This window comes from Ruegeria faecimaris (assembly GCF_900182615.1).
In the GTDB taxonomy this organism is placed as follows: Bacteria; Pseudomonadota; Alphaproteobacteria; order Rhodobacterales; family Rhodobacteraceae; genus Ruegeria; species Ruegeria faecimaris.
Genome location: NZ_FXTE01000008.1, coordinates 52,176 through 70,029, shown reverse-complemented (window position 1 = coordinate 70,029; position 17,854 = coordinate 52,176). Strand labels below are relative to the sequence as shown.

Genomic DNA, 17,854 nt, shown 5'->3' with positions numbered 1-17,854 from the left:
GGCCGGTTACGCGGCAAAGCGTCGGCGTCGAAGTCGCAGGATATCAGCGTGTTTGATCATGGATGCCGTATAGCGCCGAAGATTTGCGATGAAAAGGGCTTTGTTGCTGCAACGCTGCAACCCCCGTATCAGCCTTCGCTCCAGCGGTCTAATCGACCCATACCGCGCGTAAAAGCCCAGGCCAGAATGCGGGGCATGCCCTTGTTCACCAGCGCATCCAGACAATGGGACTGAAATTCCTCGAACGAGGCATCGGGATGTCGAAACGCACCGTCAGCGTAACAGAGTGAACAATACCGTGTGCTGCGGGTTCCGTCCGCTTCGCTGCCTCCCCCTTCGGTATCCTTGCTAAGAGGCATGCCGCAGCTTTGACATTTGGATCCCATCATCTTTCCCCTTGCAGGCTTTGACCACGGGCCATAAGATCAAAACCATAGAGTATAGTCAATGGTTTTACAGATGCGTATCGGAGAACTGTCCCGCCGAAGCGGGCTGCCCCGCGACACATTGCGGTTTTACGAACGGCACGGATTGATTGCCTCGCGCCCCGGGCCAGAAGCGACAAACAGCTATCGCGACTACCCGGATGACACGCTGATCACGCTGGAACAGATCGGCGATGCACAGGCGGCGGGGATCAGTATCGCCCAACTTGCAACTCTGCTGGGGCAACTTGGTGCGGCTGATCCCGAAACCTTTGACGGCGTAGCATTTCTTCAGGAACGGATCGAAGAGGTTGAGGCGCGGATCGGCCGCGCAAATCGTTTTCTGGACAGCTTGCGACAGGCCAAACAGGCTCTTGCAACACCGTCGGGACAGCCCTGACCGTTTTACCTCTTGCCTTTCGTCCACCCGTACATCACCGCTTACGCATGTTCGTTCCCAAAGCGCATAACCCGCCCCTTGCGGCACTGTTGATTTTTGTCGCCAGTGCATTCCTTGCGGCAACCACCCTGCTGGCCAAAGCTTTGGGGACAGATACGCTAGGTGCTCCTTTGCATCCAATGCAGATCAGCCACGGGCGGTTTCTATTCGCCTTCCTCGTCATCGTTTCGGCAGTGGGCATCATGCGCCCTACCCTGCGGCGGCCCCATTGGGGACTGCATATCGGTAGGACAAGCTTTGGCTGGCTGGGAATCACGCTGATGTTTGCATCGGTCGCATTCATACCGATGGCGGATGCGACGGCGATTTCGTTCTTGAACCCGGTCTTTGCGATGGTTCTGGCCATTCCCTTGCTGAAAGAAGGCGTCGGCCCCTGGCGCTGGCTGGCGGCGGCGGTGGCCCTGATCGGGGCTATGGTTCTGCTGCGCCCGACACCTGCGAGCTTCCAACCTGCGGCGTTACTGGCGCTGGCGGCGGCGGTCGTCATCGGGATGGAGCTGATCTTTATCAAAAAGCTGTCAGGGCGAGAGAGCCCGATCCAAATTCTATTGGTGAACAACGCTATGGGCCTGACTATCGCGTCGGTCGCGGTGAGTTTCGTGTTTCAGATGCCCAGCCCGGCGCAATGGGCGGCCCTTGCGGGGATCGGCGCATTGATGGCTTGCGCACAGGCCTGTTTCGTTAACGGCATGGCGCGGGCAGATGCGTCTTTCGTAGCGCCGATAAGCTATGCGACACTGCTGTTCGCTGCGCTATATGATTTTGCGATATTCGATGTGGTCCCCGACGCGGTCAGCCTGATTGGATCTGCCATCATCTTGGCCGGAGGGCTGATTCTTGTGTGGCGCGAGGCGCGGCACCGTCAGGCCTTGAGCCGATAGCCCGTTCGCAGCATCTGCCAGGTCAGTGCACCGACCACCAGTGTTGCAGCCGTGCAGATCAACATCCCAAGGTAGGGCGAGCTGTCCGAAACCCCAATCATACCGTAGCGCAGCCCGTCGATCAGATAGAAAACCGGGTTGGCGTGGCTTAGCCGGTACAAAACCGGCGGCAATGCCTCGACCGAGTAAAAGGTGCCAGAAAGAAACGCCAAAGGCGTGACGATGAAGTTGGTAATCGCAGCCATCTGGTCGAACTTATTGGCGAATATCCCGGCAAAAAGGCCCAGCGCGCCCATAAAGGCACCTCCCAGCACTACAAAGATCATGGCGATCAGTGGGTTCTGCGGGACAATACCCAGCACCAGCGCCAGCGCGGTTGCAACGACAACAGCGATCAGAAAGCCACGGGCAATGCCGCCCGCAAGGTATCCCAGCAGAATCTCTAACGGCGAAAGCGGCGGCATAAGGGTATCGACGATGTTGCCCTGTACTTTCGAGATCACCATCGAGGACGAAGTATTGGCAAACGCATTCTGGATCACCGTCATCATCATGATGCCCGGCGCCAGAAAGGTCAAAAATGGCACGCCCATCACATCAGACCGGCTGGGCCCGATAGCGATGTTGAAGATCAGCAGAAACAGCCCCGCAGTCACCAGCGGTGCCAAAAGTGTCTGCGTCCACACCGCCATAAACCGCAAAGTTTCCCGCCGGGCCAGCGTATAGAGACCCATCCAGTTCACCGCACCAAAGCGGCGTGCCTCCTGATCCATGAGATTCTGCATGATCTGCCCTCTACCTGATTCGAAGACCGCTTGTAACTCGGACCGCAGTGTTTAAAATAGGGGGCTGAGACGAATTCCCAAGGCGGCCCGAATCCGGGGCCGCTTTCCGCTTTTGAAAGGCAAATGATGTCCTGGACTGACGAGCGTGTAGAGCTGCTTAAAAAGATGTGGGGCGAGGGCCAGTCGGCCAGCCAGATCGCCAAGGAACTGGGCGGTGTGACCCGCAATGCGGTTATCGGCAAAGTCCACCGGCTGGGCCTGTCGAATCGCGCAACCGGCGCGACCCCCGCCAAGGCTGAGCCAAAGGAAAAACCAGCGCCCGCGCCCAAGGCCGAGGCCAAGCCCAAACCCACGCCCAAGACGGAACCGGCACGTCCAGCCGCAGCGCCGGCAGCCGAGGCCAAGCCCGCTGTTCCGGCCCGCCGTCAGATCATCCCGGCCGGTCAACCGCTGCCGCCGCAACCTTCAGCGAACGAGATCAGCCCCGAGGCGCTGGCCAAGGTCAACGAGGTTGAGAAGAAAGCCAAAAAGCTGACGCTGATGGAACTGACCGAGAAGACCTGCAAATGGCCCGTCGGCGACCCCGCGACCGAGGATTTCTGGTTTTGCGGTCTGCCCGTTGAGGCAGGCAAACCTTATTGCGAAGCGCATGTGGGTGTGGCGTTCCAGCCTATGAGCTCACGTCGCGACCGGCGGCGGTAAGGCTTTGACGAAGGCAGGCACCTAGCAAAAGAGCGCGGTGCCCGCAGCAGGCCGGAATGCAGGCAATACACCTGTTTTGGCTCTGCGTCATCTAAGAGCGATCACACTGGAATCGAAGAAGAGTCGTAATCTGCCAAAAGCGGCCGCCGGTTCCGTGCATGCCGAGCGATCAATCGCTTTTGCCGCCCCCCCACCGGGATTTTGTAGTTGGTCTTTTGCATCGGGGTTTCGACAAGATCGGGGAACAGCGTAAAAAGCTCTTCCATGGCTGCTGCCGGTAGAGATTTCAGTGCTTCATCGCCAAGCAAAAGGCTCTCGGTCGGGGCGCCATCTGCATAAATTACCTCATGTTCAGAAAACACCAGGTGGAAATAAGTAACTTCTGTAATTCTGTCGTCGACGTATATCCCCGGAAGCTCGACCAACTTTATAGCTGAGACCAGAACCTCGGGGCGCTCAAACATGCGCTTAACGATCGCCGAGGATATCAGCATCCGGTGCTGACGGGACACGAGCAGGTCGCGTCTGGGCAGGCCCTGCCCTAGCGCGCCAGCGCAAATGCGTACTGGGTAAAGCTTGGGATTGCGGCGCAAATCCCGCACACTGACATGTCGCCGAATGATTTGTGACAAAGGCTGCGTGCAACCATGATCCGTCAAGACACGATCACCTTGCTTCAAACTCTCGATCAAAACTGGGCCCTGATCGGTCGCAATCAACGTTCCTGCCGTCAGGCACGGTATGGTGCCCGGTGTCGGAGTGGTGTTCACCGTATAGGTTCCACCATTGTCGGTGGAAATAAGTGAATCTCCCGCCCCGGCCTCGCCGATAACCGTCGAGCTCATCCCATTGGCGGGGCCAGCTGTCGCCGTTATCGGGCCGGGGCTGGGGGGATCGCTGAAAGAGCTGAACTGATAAACCGTTGACCCGTCGGATAAAGAGATACCATTGGTTTTACCGAGCCCGGTAAAGGTGGCGGAACTGGCTGAATCAATTACATAGACGTCCCGGCCTGCGACTGTCGTCGGGGTGATCCCATCAAGCGTGTTAGTGCTGCGGATAGATCCGTCAGAGTTGTAGATCGTAACAACAAGCCCAGAAACATCTGCACCCGCGTCAACAGCGACCTCGATAAAGTCCTGTGGTGGGCCTCCAAGGTACTTGAGTTCGGAAAAATATGGGTCTGCCATATGTCAATTCGCCTTTGTGTTCGGCGTGAGTATGATGATCCGATACTTGTTTCAATATATGAGTACTAGGGTCTCACTAACCAGTAAATGTTCCCAGTGATTTTTGTTCGCAGCTGGAACCGAATTACTGCGCTGGATGCGATGGCAAATCCAACATCGGCACCCAACCGGGCAGTTCGTTTGGCGAAACCGAGACATGCAGCCGCTCGGATCGGTCGCGGCCTACTTTGCGGTGCTTGCGCAGTAGGAAAATCTTACCCCAACCGCGCCATGTGCCGACCGAACGCGCATGAGGGTCGATCACAAAGCGGTCTCTCCATCCCTCCGGCAATGGCAGGCCGTGCAGCTCTGCCTTGTCCAGCATCCAAACCAGCGAGATGTTGCTAAGGGGGCGGGCTTCTTCAAACCCGTTCAACTGGCCACCCACATCGCCATGGGTGCCTCGGAACCAGACTTGCTCGATATGGCCTTTAAAATCGGGGGTACATTTCCACAGGACCGGCTCGAATACCTCGCGCGTTTCATCCAGCGCCATCGCGTGGTAGCCGTGGCGTGTAGCGGGACCAAGCTGATGGTTGTGGAAGGCGTGGCGATCCTCTGCCCAACGCCAAAGCAGCGGTAGACGCAAGCCCAGCGCTTTTACTGTATCCCACACGCCGATCATTTCGATTGCAACATCTTCATGACAGAACTGCCGGCGAAACGCAGCAGCAGCGCTACCATTGGCATTGCATTCATAGTGGCGGTAGGCCTGTTTGATATTCCTTACGGTCGCATGCTCGGCCTTGAGCAGGCCAATCATATCGATCACACCCGCAAGGCTGCGCACACCGTAGGCCCCACGTGAGTAGCCGATGAAATAGATACGGTCGCCGGGCTTATACCGCGAGGCCAGATAGCCATAGGCCCGGCGTATCTGGCGATTGATCCCCCGCCCCATCATCACATCCAACGAGGACTTCCAGCTTTCCCATTGCACGCCGGCCTCATAGAAGACGGATACCTTGCTTCCCATCTCGCAGCACAGCCGCAGCGCCTGCCCCGCATGAGTTTCATATCCGGGCTCAAGCGTCGACATGGTGCCGTCTAGAATGATGACATGGCTGACAGGTTCACGATGGCGCGTTTCGGCCGAATGCTCGGATCGCAGCGGCCGTCCAAGCCACCCCAGTACCTTTCTACTCAGCCGCGACAGTTGCATCGTTCAGCAGTTCCCATACTTTGTGCGGCGTAAAAGGCATATCGGCCTGCCGCACCCCGTGATCCCAGAGCGCATCCTGAACCGCATTTGCCACTGCAGCCAGCGCGCCCACGGTGCCGGCCTCTCCGCATCCTTTCATTCCCAACGGGTTAGAGGTTGACGGTACCGGCGCCGAGGTAAACTTAATCATGGGTATCTCGGCTGCGCGGGGCAAGGCGTAATCCATCAACGATGCCGTGAGCAGTTGCCCCTGCGCATCATGGACAACATGTTCGGACAGCGCCTGACCGATGCCTTGTGCGACACCACCATGAACTTGCCCCTCGGCCAGCATCGGATTGATAAGATTACCGAAATCATCGACCACAGTATAGCGGTCTACCCATGTTTCGCCGGTACAAGGGTCAATCACGATTTCGACAACATGTGCCCCGTTGGGATAGCTACGGTCGTCCAGCGAGATGCTTGCCTGATGCTGCAACAAATCTACGCGCCCGTCGGCACGGGCCATATCCGCGGCCTCGGTCAAAGTGGGCGTCAGGTTTGATCCCGGCGCGCGGAAGGTTTCAAAATCAAAGCGCACGTCGCTTTCTTCCACCCCCATCTTATCTGCGAGATAGGGCGTGAATGCGGCAACCATGACGTCGATCGTGGCAAGCGTCGCTGTACTTTGCACCGTAACTGATCGCGATCCCCCGGTTCCCCCACCATTCGGAAGCTGGTCGCTGTCACCTTGAACTACGGTGATGCAATCCAGGGGAACCCCGGTTTGGTCAGACAGGAACTGAGCATAGACCGTTTCGTGCCCCTGCCCGTTGGATTGGGTTCCCACAAAAAGTTTCAAGGTGCCATCCTCAACGAACTCTATCTTTGCGTTCTCGGAAGGGTCGCCCAAAATGCTTTCGATATAGTAACAAATCCCCTGCCCCCGGAACAAACCGTGTTCAGCATCGGCGATCTTGCGGGCGGCAAAGCCGCTGGACTGTCTTTGGCTTTGGGACAGAACCATGTCGAAATCGCCGACATCATACGTTTCGCCGGTCGCGGTCTTGTAAGGAAATGCCTCAGGCCGGATGAAATTCTTGCGCCTCAACTCCCAGGGATCTACGCCCAGTTCTCGGGCCGCGCGGTCGATAGCGCGTTCAAGGACATATATCGCCTCGGGTCGCCCTGCGCCGCGATAGGCGTCAACCTGCGTTGTATTGGTAAAGAACCCCTCGACCCGCAGATAGGTGGTTTGTACATCATAGGCACCCATCAACACTTTGCTGAAAAGATTGGTTTGTATCGCCTGGCCGAAATGGCTGTTATAGGCCCCAAGATTTACCTTGCTGTGCACCCGATAGGCGGTGATCCGGTGATCGTTGTCAAATGCCAGCTCGGCCAGCGACGACAGATCGCGGCCATGGTGATCGGACAACATCGCCTCGGACCGGTCAGACATCCAGTGAACAGGCTGGCCCAACTTCATCGCAGCAACGGCCACGCAGAAATATTCGGGATAGGGCATGACCTTCATGCCGAACCCGCCACCGACATCCGGGGTCGTGACGCGGATATCTTCGGGGTTGAGTCGCAACTTTTGCGCCAGCTGACCACGCATGGCCCAAACCCCCTGCCCGCCATAGGAAAAGTGCAACCGCCCATCAACCCAATGCGCCTGACAGCCCCGCGGTTCAATCGACGTGTTGATCACTCGATTGTCTTCCACATTCAGTGCAACGGTATGAGCCGCCTGCTGAAACGCAGCAATAGTTGCCGCCTCATCGCCCAGCGCCCAGTCAAATGCCCGATTATCCGGAGTTTCCGCGTGCAGCGTTTCTCCGCCCGCACACACGTCCAGTTTTACGGGCAAGTCTGAGGTTTCGACCCAGATCAGCTCGGCCGCATCGCGGGCCTGTAAGGCGGTGTCGGCAATGACTACAGCGACGGGTTCTCCGACAAACCGTATGCGATCCGCGGCCAGCATATGCCGGTCCGGCGCAGCGGCTTTCGAACCGTCTCGGTTATTCAGGATGGCCGCATTCATACACGTGTCGATCCCGGCGGCCTTCAGGTCGTCCAGCGTCATGATGAGCCGCACCCCTTCGGCCGCGCGCGCGTCATCCAGATCCAGCGCCCCAATCACCCCATGCGCCACCTGGGATCGCACGAATACCGCATGCAAAGCCCCGTGCGGCAGGACATCGTCCATATATTGCCCCTGCCCGGTCAGAAACCGCTGGTCCTCGGTCCGTTTGACGGGCTGGCTTTTGCCAAACTTTTCCACCGCGCGCTCCTGTCTCTGCCTCTAGGCGACATTAGGCTGCGATGCATCATTGTCCATAGCCCCGGCGCTTGGCCCTTTCCCTTTTGCTATCCTTTCGATATTGCAAGCGCTAACCCGAATTTGTTGACGCAGGACGCATCCAATGGCGATGGAAAAGACATTCAACGCGGCCGAGGCCGAGGCCCGCATTTACGAGGCCTGGGAACAGGCCGGAGCCTTCAAGGCGGGCGCGAACAGATCGCGCGATGAAAGCTTTACCATCATGATCCCGCCGCCCAACGTGACGGGGGCGCTGCATGTGGGACACGCGTTCAATAACACGCTGCAGGATATCCTGACCCGCTGGCACCGGATGCGCGGCTTCGACACGCTTTGGCAACCCGGTCAGGACCACGCAGGCATCGCCACGCAGATGCAGGTTGAAAAGATGCTGGCGGCGCAGGGCAACGAAGGGCGGCGTGAACTCGGGCGCGAGAAGTTCCTCGAGAAAGTCTGGGAATGGAAGGGTGAATACGGCGGCACAATCATTGAACAGCTCAAGCGTCTTGGCGCCAGCTGCGATTGGTCGCGCAACGCGTTTACCATGGCAGGTGCACCGGGTGACCCGCGCACAGGGCATGAGAATTCTGCAAATTTCCACGATGCCGTCATCAAGGTCTTCGTAGAAATGTACGAAAAGGGCCTGATCTATCGCGGCAAGCGTCTGGTCAACTGGGACCCGCATTTTGAGACCGCAATCTCGGATCTTGAGGTCGAGAATATCGAAGTCGCGGGGCATATGTGGCACTTCAAGTACCCGCTGGCGGGTGGTGAGACCTATACGTACGTCGAAAAGGATGAGGACGGGAATATCGTGCTTGAGGAACAGCGCGACTATATCTCAATCGCCACCACGCGGCCTGAAACCATGCTGGGCGATGGCGCGGTTGCGGTTCACCCATCAGATGAACGTTACGCGCCAATCATCGGCAAACTCTGCGAGATCCCGGTTGGGCCAAAGGAACATCGCCGTCAGATTCCGATCATTACTGATGACTATCCCGATCCCGATTTCGGCTCGGGCGCGGTGAAGATCACCGGCGCGCATGATTTCAACGACAACATGGTCGCCAAGCGTGGCGGTATTCCGATGTACCGTCTGATGGACACGCGTGGCGCAATGCGGGCCGATGGCGCGCCTTACGCCGAGGAAGCGGGCAAAGCGCAGGAATACGCACGCGGCAAAGCATTCACCGAGAATGAGATCGACGCAATCAACCTGATCCCCGATCACCTGCGGGGACTGGACCGGTTCGAGGCGCGCGCCAAGGTGGTCGAAGAGATCACCGCCGACGGGCTGGCCGTCATGACCCGCGCCGACAACCCTGTTCTGGGCACCAAGCTGGGTGAAGATGACGACCCGGCTGCACTCGTCCCGCTGGTCGAGAGCAAACCGATCATGCAGCCCTTTGGCGACCGCTCGAAGGTCGTGATCGAACCGATGTTCACCGACCAGTGGTTCGTGGATGCCGAAAAAGTCGTCGGCCCCGCGCTGGACGCGGTCAAGGACGGCACGGTCAAGATCATCCCCGAGTCGGGCGAGAAGACCTATTACCACTGGCTGGAAAACATCGAGCCCTGGTGTATCTCGCGCCAGTTGTGGTGGGGGCATCAGATTCCGGTTTGGTATGGCCTCGACCTGTCGGCCGAAAACTTCAAAGATGACGAGAACGACGGCAACCTTGATCTGGTCGAATTGGGTCGTTTGCTGAACGAAGGTGGTATGTTGCACCGTGGCAATGTCATGGAATGCGCGTCGAGTCTGGAGGCAGTGACTGAAAAATTCCTGGACGATAATGCAAACATTCCCAGCCCGCTAAGCCACGCAACTGTAATCGAAGTTGCCGATAAGCAAGAAGCGATCCATCAATTCGCCGAAAGCCTTGCTCAGTATGCAGTTGAACAAGACCCGACGAAGCTGTTTTATCCGGTTTGGCGTGACCCCGACGTTCTCGACACCTGGTTCTCCTCCGGCCTCTGGCCCATCGGCACGCTGGGCTGGCCCGAGCAAACCGAGGAGCTGGAACGCTACTTCCCCACGGACGTTCTGATCACCGGCTTTGACATCCTGTTCTTCTGGGTCGCCCGGATGATGATGATGCAACTGGCGGTGGTCGATCAGATCCCGTTCCACACCGTCTACCTGCACCAGCTCGTCCGCGACGAGAAGGGCAAGAAGATGTCCAAGACCACCGGCAACGTCATCGACCCGCTGGAGATCGTGGACGAATTCGGCGCCGACGCGCTGCGCTTTACCAATGCCTCGATGGCGGCGATTGGCGGCGTGTTGAAACTGTCTCGCGAACGCATCACCGGCTATCGCAACTTTGGTACAAAACTTTGGAACGCTGTTCGCTTTGCCGAGATGAACGAGGTCTTCACCGACGCCGTGCCGCAACTAGACGTCGCTGATCTGAAACCCAAGGCCGCCGTAAACCGTTGGATCATAGGCGAAACTGCCCGTGTACGGGCCGAGGTCGACGCCGCACTGGAAAGCTATCGTTTCAACGATGCTGCCAACGGGCTTTACGCCTTTGTCTGGGGTAAGGTCTGCGACTGGTACGTTGAACTCTCCAAACCGCTGCTGCAGGGTGACGATGCCGAAGCACAGGCCGAGACCCGCGCTACCATGCGCTGGGTTCTGGACCAGTGCATGGTCTTACTGCACCCGATCATGCCCTTCGTTACCGAGGAACTGTGGGGCCTGACAGGCACGCGCGCCAAGATGGTCGTACACGCAGACTGGCCGACTTACGGCACCGAACTGGTCGACCCAGAGGCGGACCGCGAAATGAACCGGGTGATCTCGGTGATCGAGAACACGCGCTCAGCTCGTGCGCAGATGCGGGTTCCGGCGGGCCTTTATGTACCGATGCTGGTGACAGAGATTGACGCGCATGGCCAAGCTGCATGGGACCGTAACGAGGCGCTGATCAAGCGGCTGGCGCGGATCGACAGCCTGACCAAAGTGGACGCATTTCCCAAGGGGACGATCTCGATTGCCGCGCCGGGTGCGACGTTCGGCTTGCCGCTGGCAGATATCATCGATATCGGCGCCGAAAAGGAACGACTGGAAAAGGCCAAGGGCAAACTTGCCAAGGAATTGGGTGGTTTGCGCGGTCGTCTGAACAATCCGAAATTTGTGGCCTCGGCCCCGGAAGAGGTTGTCGCCGAAGCCAAAGCCAACCTCGCCGCCCGTGAAGAAGAAGAGGTGAAACTGAACGAGGCGCTGGCACGTCTGGCCGAAATCGCCTGATCTTCGTCTGCTCCAAACCGTTCAAGATACCAGACCCCGCCACGCCCGCGTTGGCGGGGTTTTCGTTCCCCGGTCCGGATTTCGCCCTGTTCACCTCCGCTTACGATTGCTAGCAAGTGCAGGTTGATAACGCTGAGGGCAGGATGACACGCGCATTTCCACCAATGCAGACCATCTCAACCGGATTGGTTGTGGCCATCGTCGGCTTTTTCAGCTCATTCCCCATTGTATTGCAGGGGCTGGATGCGATGGGTGCGTCACCGGAGGAGGCCGCATCGGGCCTGATGACCGCCGCCATCGCCATGGGGCTGGCCGCCATCGCGCTGAGCTTGCGCTACAAGTTGCCGATCAGTGTCGCCTGGTCCACGCCGGGTGTCGCGCTGTTGGCTGTATCCGCCACACCTGTCGAGGGATTCTCAGGAGCTATCGGTGCGTTCCTGTGCGCTGGCGCTTTGACGGTTGTGGCTGGGTTGTGGAAGCCGCTGGGAAGGTTGGCAGCTGCAATCCCGACCACGTTAGCGCAGGCAATGCTTGCCGGGGTTCTGATGCCTCTATGTATCCTCCCGTTCAAGGCGGCCGTCGAGATTCCGTGGCAGGCGCTACCCGTAATCCTGACATGGTTCATCGCGGGGCGGTTCAACCGGCTGTTTGCGGTTCCCGCGGCAGTGATCGCAGCAGCCATTATAGTCATCCTGAACGCCGGAGATACAACGATCATGCCCGAGCGTCTGATTGCGGCACCGATCTGGGCCATGCCTACATTCTCGCTGGCCTCGGCCATAGGGATCGGAATGCCGCTGTTCATCGTCACCATGGCGACACAGAACATCCCCGGCATCGCGGTGATGCGCAGCTTTGGCTTTACGCCCGTGCCGGGCAAATTGTTCTCGGCCGTCGGAGGGGCCAGCCTGTTGTCCGCCCCGTTCGGAGCCCCCGCCACCTGCCTTGCCGCCATCACCGCCGCGATGTGCTCAAATCAGGACAGTCATCCCGATCCTGCGCTGCGCTATTGGTCGGCCATCATGGGTGGCGTATTCTATTGCCTGTTTGGTGTTTTTGCCGTGGCCATCACCGGATTTGCCGCCCATGCCGATCCGTTGCTGATGGGGACGCTGGCCGGGGTCGCACTGATCGGTGTGCTGGCAAATGCGATCCACGCTGCGCTGGAGGTTGTGGCCGAGCGTGAGGCGGCGATCCTGACTTTTGCTATCACTGCGTCCGGTATCACAGTCTTCGGGCTGGGGGCCGCGGTCTGGGGTTTGCTGGCTGGTGGCATTGCCTATCTGGTGACTAACTGGCTGCGATAGCCGCTTTGCCTTGAGGCCACAGCCAAAGTAAAACCGGCCAAAATTTGGATCATTGGGAACTCTGGTGGTACGCCGGATCAAGAAAGCACAGACCTAGGTCCAACCCAGAGAATTCATTTCAAGTAACGCTGGATCAGATGCGCAAAGCCTACACCCCACTGCCTGACGTGCAGGTCCGCGATGCGCATCGGGATTCATGTGGTGACTACTTGAACTTGGGCTTACGGCCCTGCATCTGCGCCATGACAACCTCCATCTGATCGGGTTTGCCGATCAGCTCCACCTGTTCGGCAGATTCGGCCAGCAGAACGTCGGCTCGCGAACGGTTTTCGGCCACGTCGATCAGGCGCTTGGCGGCACGGATGGCTGAAGGGCTTTGGCCTGCGATGTCTTCAGCCAGAGCCAGCGCCTCGGTCAGAGGATCGTCCGAGAGTTTCGTGACCAGCCCCCAATCAGCCGCCTGCGGCGCGCCTATTGGACGTGCAGTATACGTCAGCAAGCGCAGGACGTCCGAGCGCACAAGCTCGGGCAGCAGAACCATGCCGCCCATGTCGGGAATGATACCCCATTTCATCTCCATCACCGCCAATTTCGCCTCGGGCTGGGCAATGCGGATATCCGCGCCCAGTGCGATTTGCAGTCCGCCACCATAGGCCACACCCTGAATGGCACAGATGACTGGAACGGGGACACGGCGCCAGATCAAGGCAAGCTCCTGCATTTCGTTGGCGTCGTCATGGCTGCGGTTCATCAGCCATTCGGTTGGGTCCTTGTGGGCCATGCTGGCGAAGCTGGCCATGTCGAGACCGGCGCAGAAGCTTTTACCCTCACCCGACAGCACCACGGCGCGGGCGCCGGAGACCGCCACCTCTTGCCCGGCGGACAGGATCGCCTTGATCATGGCTTCGTCCAGCGCGTTCATCTTGTCGCCACGGGTTAGCGTGACATGGGCGATATGGTCTTTGTATTCGATGGAAACGCGAGACATTGGTCCCTCCGGAAATCAGTGTTGCGTCAACCATGCCAGCAAGACGAGGACAGTGCCACCACGACGTCAGGGCAAATCAGCGACGGGCATCCGGCCATACCACGGCGAATCCAGCGTCATGACATAGAACAGGTCACCAACGACCTGACCCGCCGTGGTGATGCCCAGCCGCCCGCCGGGGTCCTGCAAGGTTTGCAGGATTGAGCCATCCCCGTCGAATTGGACGATCATGCCGCGATGAATCGGCGCCGGTCGCACCAAAGGACCCAGCCGCCAGATCACCTTGCGCAAAAAGGGATAGGGCATCAAAGCTTCACTCGGCACCCGCGGGCTGGCGAAGGCCATCCAATAAGTGCCGTCGCCCTGCGCCGTGAGGTTATCGGGGTATCCCGGCAGGTTTTCCATCAACACCTCGCGCTGCCCAGCACTCGGCCCAGTTAGCCAGAGCTTGTGCACCCGCGCACGGCCAGTTTCGGCGATCAGCAGAAAATCCGTCTGCGGGGAAAGCGCTACACCATTGGTATAGACAAAGCCCTCGGCCACCTTTTTTGTTGTGCCATCAGGGGAATAGCGGGCCACGTATCCCGTATCCGACTGCTCCCAGATGGTCAGGACCGAGGTGGCTTTGGTACCGCCCATGGTTTCGGGATCGAACCGATCAGACGAGTTCGAGAAATAGACCGTACCGTCCGGAGCCACGTCCAACTGATTGGCATAGACCACCGGAGACCCGCCAATCTCAGACACAAGGGATACCAGCGTGCCGGGCCCGGTCCAGCGCATCAGCCCCCGGTAGCTATCTGCGATATATAGCGCGCCGTCCGGCCCAGCTTGCAGACCCAAAGGGCGCCCACCCAGGTCGTCGATCTTGACCGGGCTGTCGCCGTCGATCCGATAAAGCGTGCCGGATATGGATGTCGTGTAGATCGTGCCATCCGGCATGATCGCGATGTCTTCCGGGCCTTCCTCGCCATCCGGCAAAGAGACTAGTTCGAGGCTGTCCAAAGCGTTGTTCTCGGCAAACGCGCCGGTAAAGCCCGGAGCTTCGGGCGGCTCCCAGGCCACTGGGTCCACGTCAACAGGCCAAAATATCAAATAGGCAAGTCCCACTAAAGCCAAACCAATCACGATGCGCATGGACATTCCTTTGTTTTTGTTGGTGCCAGACTGTGGGCACTGTGCAGGCAAAGCAAGGTTGCCTGTCGGATGAACTTGCGTTTATCTGGTTGCATGACCAATCCACGCTATACCCCGCTTGCCCAATCTCTTCCTGCTTCTGTGCCTTTTGTCGGCCCTGAAACACAGGAACGACAGCGCGGTGCACCATTTGTGGCCCGGCTGGGTGCGAATGAGAATGTCTTTGGCCCTTCGCCACGCGCTGTCGAGGCCATGCGGGGGGCAACTGGCGATATCTGGATGTATGGCGATCCGGAAAACCACAACCTGCGCCACGCCCTGGCTGAGTACCACTCCGTCTCACCCGAAAATATCGTGGTTGGCGAAGGCATTGATGGGTTGCTGGGCTATCTGGTGCGCTTGCTGGTTGGGCAAGGAGATACGGTTGTGACCTCGGACGGGGCCTACCCGACCTTCAACTATCACGTCGCCGGGTTTGGCGGGGTGATACACACGGTTCCCTATCGCGACGATCACGAAGACCCTCAGGCACTCTTTACCAAGGCCGCTGAGGTCGAGGCTAAGCTGGTCTATCTGGCCAATCCTGACAACCCTATGGGCAGCTGGCATTCGGGCACTGATATCGTGGCTGTATTGGATGCGCTGCCCGATGGCTGTTTGCTGGTTCTGGACGAGGCATATGTGGAATGCGCCCCCGACGGGACTGCAGCGCCAGTTCCCGCAGATGACCCGCGTCTGATCCGGATGCGCACGTTTTCCAAAGTATACGGAATGGCCGGCGCGCGTGTCGGCTATGCCATTGGGGCGTCAGACCTGATCTCGGCGTTCAACAAGGTGCGCAACCATTTCGGTATGAACAAGGCTGCACAAGCAGGCGCGTTGGCTGCGCTGCAGGATGAGGTTTGGCTGTTACAAATCCGTGCCCGCATCTCAGATGCGCGCGAGAGGATCAACGCGATAGCGTTGGAGAACGGGCTGCACCCTTTACCCTCAGCCACCAATTTCGTGGCCATTGATTGCGGTCAGGATGGAGTGTTTGCCAAGGCTGTTCTGGAGTCGCTGGTGGCGCAGGGGGTTTTCGTTCGGATGCCCTTTGCCGCGCCTCAGAACAGGTGCATTCGAGTGAGCTGCGGCGATGCCTCCAATCTAGGGGCTTTTGCCGCCTCTTTGCCAAAAGCGCTTGCTGACGCCCGGGCGCTGAACGTCTGAAGCTCTCGCTTATGGCCATCGGGACGGGGGGGCTGTCTGCCTCCATCGCGCCGTTTGCGCGATTCCCCCCGAAAGTATTTTGAGTCAGATGAAGATACAGATTAGCACTGAGATCGGGGGCTGGTCTCAGGTCACAAGCGCGGTGGCGGCGGCTTCTAACGCACCCGTGCCCCGCGGAATATCAAGGGCGGCCATGGCAGTTTCCACGCCGCCAAGCATCGCCATGACCATCTGTGCATTGATGTGTCCCATATGGCCCAGGCGAAAACAGCCGTCCCAATCTTCCATCCCGAGGCCTATTCCCAAAGTCAGGCCCAGCGATTGTTCGGTATAGGACCGCAATGGGGTTCCGAGCCCTCCACTCAGGCACAGCGCGGTGACCGCATGACTTCGGTCTGCGCGGTCAGCTACATTCAACGACAGCGCACCGCCCTGTGCCCAGATTTCGCAGGCGGTCCAGATTGCCTGAGCGAGGCGTTGATGGCGCGCCCAGACATTTTCGATCCCTTCCGCGTGGATCAGGTCGAGCGCGGCCCGCAGCCCATAGAGATGATGGGTCGGCGCGGTACCATCGAAGTATTGGTAGAATAGCTCGGGATTGGCTCGTGGCTGCCAGTCCCAATACCGGGAAACACGCGGCATTGCGGCCCGTTTTGCCTGCGCCTTGTCGTTGAAGAATACAAACCCCACGCCCGGTGGGGTCATCAGCCCTTTTTGACAGGCGGTAACAGTCACGTCGACACCCCAGGCATCCATCTCGAATTGCTCACATCCCAGCGAGGCGATGCAGTCCGCCATCACCAGCGCCGGGTGACCCAGATCATCCAGCAACGCGCGCAGCGCCGGGAGATTGTTGCGAATTGAGCTCGAGGTATCCACGTGAACTGCAAGTATAGCCTTGATATCATGCGATGAATCAGCGCGTAGCACCTCGGCAATGCGATCGAAACCCCAGACCGAGCTGGTTCCGAAATCAATCACATCCACCTTGGCGCCGATCCCTTCGGCCATTTCGGCCCATCCATGGGTAAACCGCCCCGATGCGGGGGCAAGCACTGTCTCACCGGGCGCGATGGTGTTCGACAGTGCCGCCTCCCACGTGCCATGGCCGTTGGCAATGTAGATGGCCACGTTATGGACCGTGCGGGCAACGCGACGCAGATCGCGGATCAGATCGGGCATCATCTCGATCAATTCGCCATCGTAGATATTAGGTGACGGTCGGTGCATCGCCTGCAGCACAGCGTCAGGCATGACCGAGGGGCCTGGAATGGCCAGATACTCGCGCCCACGCGCGAGGGAGATTGGATGTGTCATGGGATCAACCTGTTTGAATTGGCCCTACCCTAACGTGGCCAATTCCGGCGTCAATCCATCAGCTTGGCGGCATCCCGGGCAAGCGTTTCGATCCCGGACCAGTTGCCTTCTGCGACCATCTGTTTGGGTGCTACCCAGCTGCCGCCCGCACAGATCACGTTGGACAAAGACAGGTAATCTCGGGCATTTGAAGGCGATACACCGCCCGTTGGGCAGAAGGTGATTTGCGGCAAGGGCGCGCCGATAGCCTTGAGCGCAGGCGCCCCGCCCGAGGCCTCGGCCGGGAAGAATTTCAGCATGTCATAGCCTTTTTCCAGCAGGGCCATCGCCTCGGTGGCGGTTGCGGCGCCGGGCAGCAGGGGCAGGTCTTGGGCTTCACATGCGGCGATCAGGGCGTCGGTGGCACCGGGCGAGACGCCAAACTGCGCGCCAGCCTCTTTCGCGGCGCGCACGTCATCCGGCGTGATCAATGTACCCGCCCCGACGACGCCACCGGGAACCTGCGCCATCGCCCGGATCGCATCGAGCGCAGCCGGGGTGCGCAAGGTCACTTCGAGCGCAGGAAGACCGCCCGCGACCAGAGCTTCGGCCAGAGGTCGTGCGCTGGCGGCGTCGTCAATTACAAGAACCGGGACAATCGGGGCAAGGGCACAGATTTCACGGGTGCGTTGTGTCTTGGACATAGGTC

15 protein-coding genes are annotated in these 17,854 nt (G+C 59.0%); 6 read left to right on the top strand and 9 right to left on the bottom strand.

What is annotated here, in order from left to right:
• Positions 1 to 128: 128 nt before the first annotated feature.
• Positions 129 to 386 carry a zinc ribbon domain-containing protein gene (locus FN806_RS13660; RefSeq protein ID WP_142638066.1) on the bottom strand — a complete coding sequence of 86 codons (258 nt, stop codon included), beginning with the start codon at positions 384 to 386 and terminating at the stop codon, positions 129 to 131.
• A 61-nt stretch (positions 387 to 447) separates the two neighbouring features.
• Here FN806_RS13660 and FN806_RS13655 point away from each other — a divergent pair, with 61 nt between their 5' ends.
• Together FN806_RS13655 and FN806_RS13650 are read left to right on the top strand one after the other, a co-directional pair.
• Positions 448 to 825, top strand: a complete 378-nt coding sequence (locus FN806_RS13655; RefSeq protein ID WP_246097248.1) for a MerR family transcriptional regulator — start codon at positions 448 to 450, stop codon at positions 823 to 825.
• Positions 826 to 872: 47 nt separating this feature from the next.
• A complete protein-coding gene (locus FN806_RS13650) occupies positions 873 to 1,766 on the top strand; it encodes a DMT family transporter (protein WP_142638064.1) in 894 nt (297 codons plus the stop codon).
• On the opposite strand, the gene FN806_RS13645 is transcribed toward FN806_RS13650, so the two are convergent.
• Positions 1,748 to 2,551 carry an ABC transporter permease gene (locus FN806_RS13645; RefSeq protein ID WP_142638062.1) on the bottom strand — a complete coding sequence of 268 codons (804 nt, stop codon included), beginning with the start codon at positions 2,549 to 2,551 and terminating at the stop codon, positions 1,748 to 1,750. The two genes, FN806_RS13650 and FN806_RS13645, sit on opposite strands and share 19 nt — an antisense overlap.
• Before the next feature lie 126 nt (positions 2,552 to 2,677).
• On the opposite strand from FN806_RS13645, the gene FN806_RS13640 reads away from it, so the two are divergent.
• Entirely contained in the window at positions 2,678 to 3,253 is a 576-nt protein-coding gene (locus FN806_RS13640) for a GcrA family cell cycle regulator (protein WP_142638060.1), read from the top strand.
• A 101-nt stretch (positions 3,254 to 3,354) separates the two neighbouring features.
• On the opposite strand, the gene FN806_RS13635 is transcribed toward FN806_RS13640, so the two are convergent.
• The 3 genes from FN806_RS13635 to FN806_RS13625 all read right to left on the bottom strand — a co-directional run bounded on the left by FN806_RS13635 (position 3,355) and on the right by FN806_RS13625 (position 7,913).
• A complete protein-coding gene (locus FN806_RS13635; protein ID WP_142638058.1) occupies positions 3,355 to 4,443 on the bottom strand; it encodes a Hint domain-containing protein in 1,089 nt (362 codons plus the stop codon).
• A 124-nt stretch (positions 4,444 to 4,567) separates the two neighbouring features.
• Complete coding sequence (locus FN806_RS13630) at positions 4,568 to 5,644, bottom strand: DUF2235 domain-containing protein (protein ID WP_142638056.1); 1,077 nt, start codon at positions 5,642 to 5,644, stop codon at positions 4,568 to 4,570.
• Positions 5,622 to 7,913 carry a xanthine dehydrogenase family protein molybdopterin-binding subunit gene (locus FN806_RS13625; protein WP_142638054.1) on the bottom strand — a complete coding sequence of 764 codons (2,292 nt, stop codon included), beginning with the start codon at positions 7,911 to 7,913 and terminating at the stop codon, positions 5,622 to 5,624. Before FN806_RS13625 ends, FN806_RS13630 begins: the two co-directional genes overlap by 23 nt.
• A 142-nt stretch (positions 7,914 to 8,055) precedes the next feature.
• On the opposite strand from FN806_RS13625, the gene FN806_RS13620 reads away from it, so the two are divergent.
• Positions 8,056 to 11,208, top strand: a complete 3,153-nt coding sequence (locus tag FN806_RS13620; RefSeq protein WP_142638052.1) for a valine--tRNA ligase — start codon at positions 8,056 to 8,058, stop codon at positions 11,206 to 11,208.
• Positions 11,209 to 11,351: 143 nt separating this feature from the next.
• Entirely contained in the window at positions 11,352 to 12,515 is a 1,164-nt protein-coding gene (locus tag FN806_RS13615) for a benzoate/H(+) symporter BenE family transporter (RefSeq protein WP_246097247.1), read from the top strand.
• A gap of 205 nt (positions 12,516 to 12,720) precedes the next feature.
• Here FN806_RS13615 and FN806_RS13610 read toward each other — a convergent pair whose 3' ends face one another.
• Positions 12,721 to 13,503 (bottom strand): crotonase/enoyl-CoA hydratase family protein, encoded by a 783-nt coding sequence (locus FN806_RS13610; protein ID WP_142638050.1) that lies wholly within the window; start codon positions 13,501 to 13,503, stop codon positions 12,721 to 12,723.
• Positions 13,504 to 13,569: 66 nt separating this feature from the next.
• Positions 13,570 to 14,646: an SMP-30/gluconolactonase/LRE family protein gene (locus tag FN806_RS13605; protein ID WP_246097246.1), complete on the bottom strand. Its 1,077-nt coding sequence runs from the start codon at positions 14,644 to 14,646 to the stop codon at positions 13,570 to 13,572.
• 87 nt (positions 14,647 to 14,733) lie between these two features.
• Between FN806_RS13605 and FN806_RS13600 the strand changes: the two genes are divergently transcribed.
• Positions 14,734 to 15,849, top strand: a complete 1,116-nt coding sequence (locus FN806_RS13600; protein ID WP_142638047.1) for a pyridoxal phosphate-dependent aminotransferase — start codon at positions 14,734 to 14,736, stop codon at positions 15,847 to 15,849.
• A 126-nt stretch (positions 15,850 to 15,975) separates the two neighbouring features.
• On the opposite strand, the gene FN806_RS13595 is transcribed toward FN806_RS13600, so the two are convergent.
• A complete protein-coding gene (locus FN806_RS13595; RefSeq protein WP_142638045.1) occupies positions 15,976 to 17,166 on the bottom strand; it encodes a pyridoxal-phosphate-dependent aminotransferase family protein in 1,191 nt (396 codons plus the stop codon).
• Between the two features lie 50 nt (positions 17,167 to 17,216).
• Positions 17,217 to 17,849, bottom strand: a complete 633-nt coding sequence (locus FN806_RS13590) for a bifunctional 4-hydroxy-2-oxoglutarate aldolase/2-dehydro-3-deoxy-phosphogluconate aldolase (RefSeq protein ID WP_142638043.1) — start codon at positions 17,847 to 17,849, stop codon at positions 17,217 to 17,219.
• Between the last annotated feature and the right edge of the window lie 5 nt (positions 17,850 to 17,854).

Excerpts from the sequence above, each read along its gene's own strand:
- FN806_RS13660 (WP_142638066.1), bottom strand. The coding sequence starts at position 386 with ATGGGATCCAAATGTCAAAGCTGCGGCATGCCTCTTAGCAAGGATACC.
- FN806_RS13655 (WP_246097248.1), top strand. The coding sequence starts at position 448 with ATGGTTTTACAGATGCGTATCGGAGAACTGTCCCGCCGAAGCGGGCTG.
- FN806_RS13650 (WP_142638064.1), top strand. The coding sequence starts at position 873 with ATGTTCGTTCCCAAAGCGCATAACCCGCCCCTTGCGGCACTGTTGATT.
- FN806_RS13645 (WP_142638062.1), bottom strand. The coding sequence starts at position 2,551 with ATGCAGAATCTCATGGATCAGGAGGCACGCCGCTTTGGTGCGGTGAAC.
- FN806_RS13640 (WP_142638060.1), top strand. The coding sequence starts at position 2,678 with ATGTCCTGGACTGACGAGCGTGTAGAGCTGCTTAAAAAGATGTGGGGC.
- FN806_RS13635 (WP_142638058.1), bottom strand. The coding sequence starts at position 4,443 with ATGGCAGACCCATATTTTTCCGAACTCAAGTACCTTGGAGGCCCACCA.
- FN806_RS13630 (WP_142638056.1), bottom strand. The coding sequence starts at position 5,644 with ATGCAACTGTCGCGGCTGAGTAGAAAGGTACTGGGGTGGCTTGGACGG.
- FN806_RS13620 (WP_142638052.1), top strand. The coding sequence starts at position 8,056 with ATGGCGATGGAAAAGACATTCAACGCGGCCGAGGCCGAGGCCCGCATT.
- FN806_RS13615 (WP_246097247.1), top strand. The coding sequence starts at position 11,352 with ATGACACGCGCATTTCCACCAATGCAGACCATCTCAACCGGATTGGTT.
- FN806_RS13610 (WP_142638050.1), bottom strand. The coding sequence starts at position 13,503 with ATGTCTCGCGTTTCCATCGAATACAAAGACCATATCGCCCATGTCACG.
- FN806_RS13605 (WP_246097246.1), bottom strand. The coding sequence starts at position 14,646 with ATGTCCATGCGCATCGTGATTGGTTTGGCTTTAGTGGGACTTGCCTAT.
- FN806_RS13600 (WP_142638047.1), top strand. The coding sequence starts at position 14,734 with ATGACCAATCCACGCTATACCCCGCTTGCCCAATCTCTTCCTGCTTCT.
- FN806_RS13595 (WP_142638045.1), bottom strand. The coding sequence starts at position 17,166 with ATGACACATCCAATCTCCCTCGCGCGTGGGCGCGAGTATCTGGCCATT.
- FN806_RS13590 (WP_142638043.1), bottom strand. The coding sequence starts at position 17,849 with ATGTCCAAGACACAACGCACCCGTGAAATCTGTGCCCTTGCCCCGATT.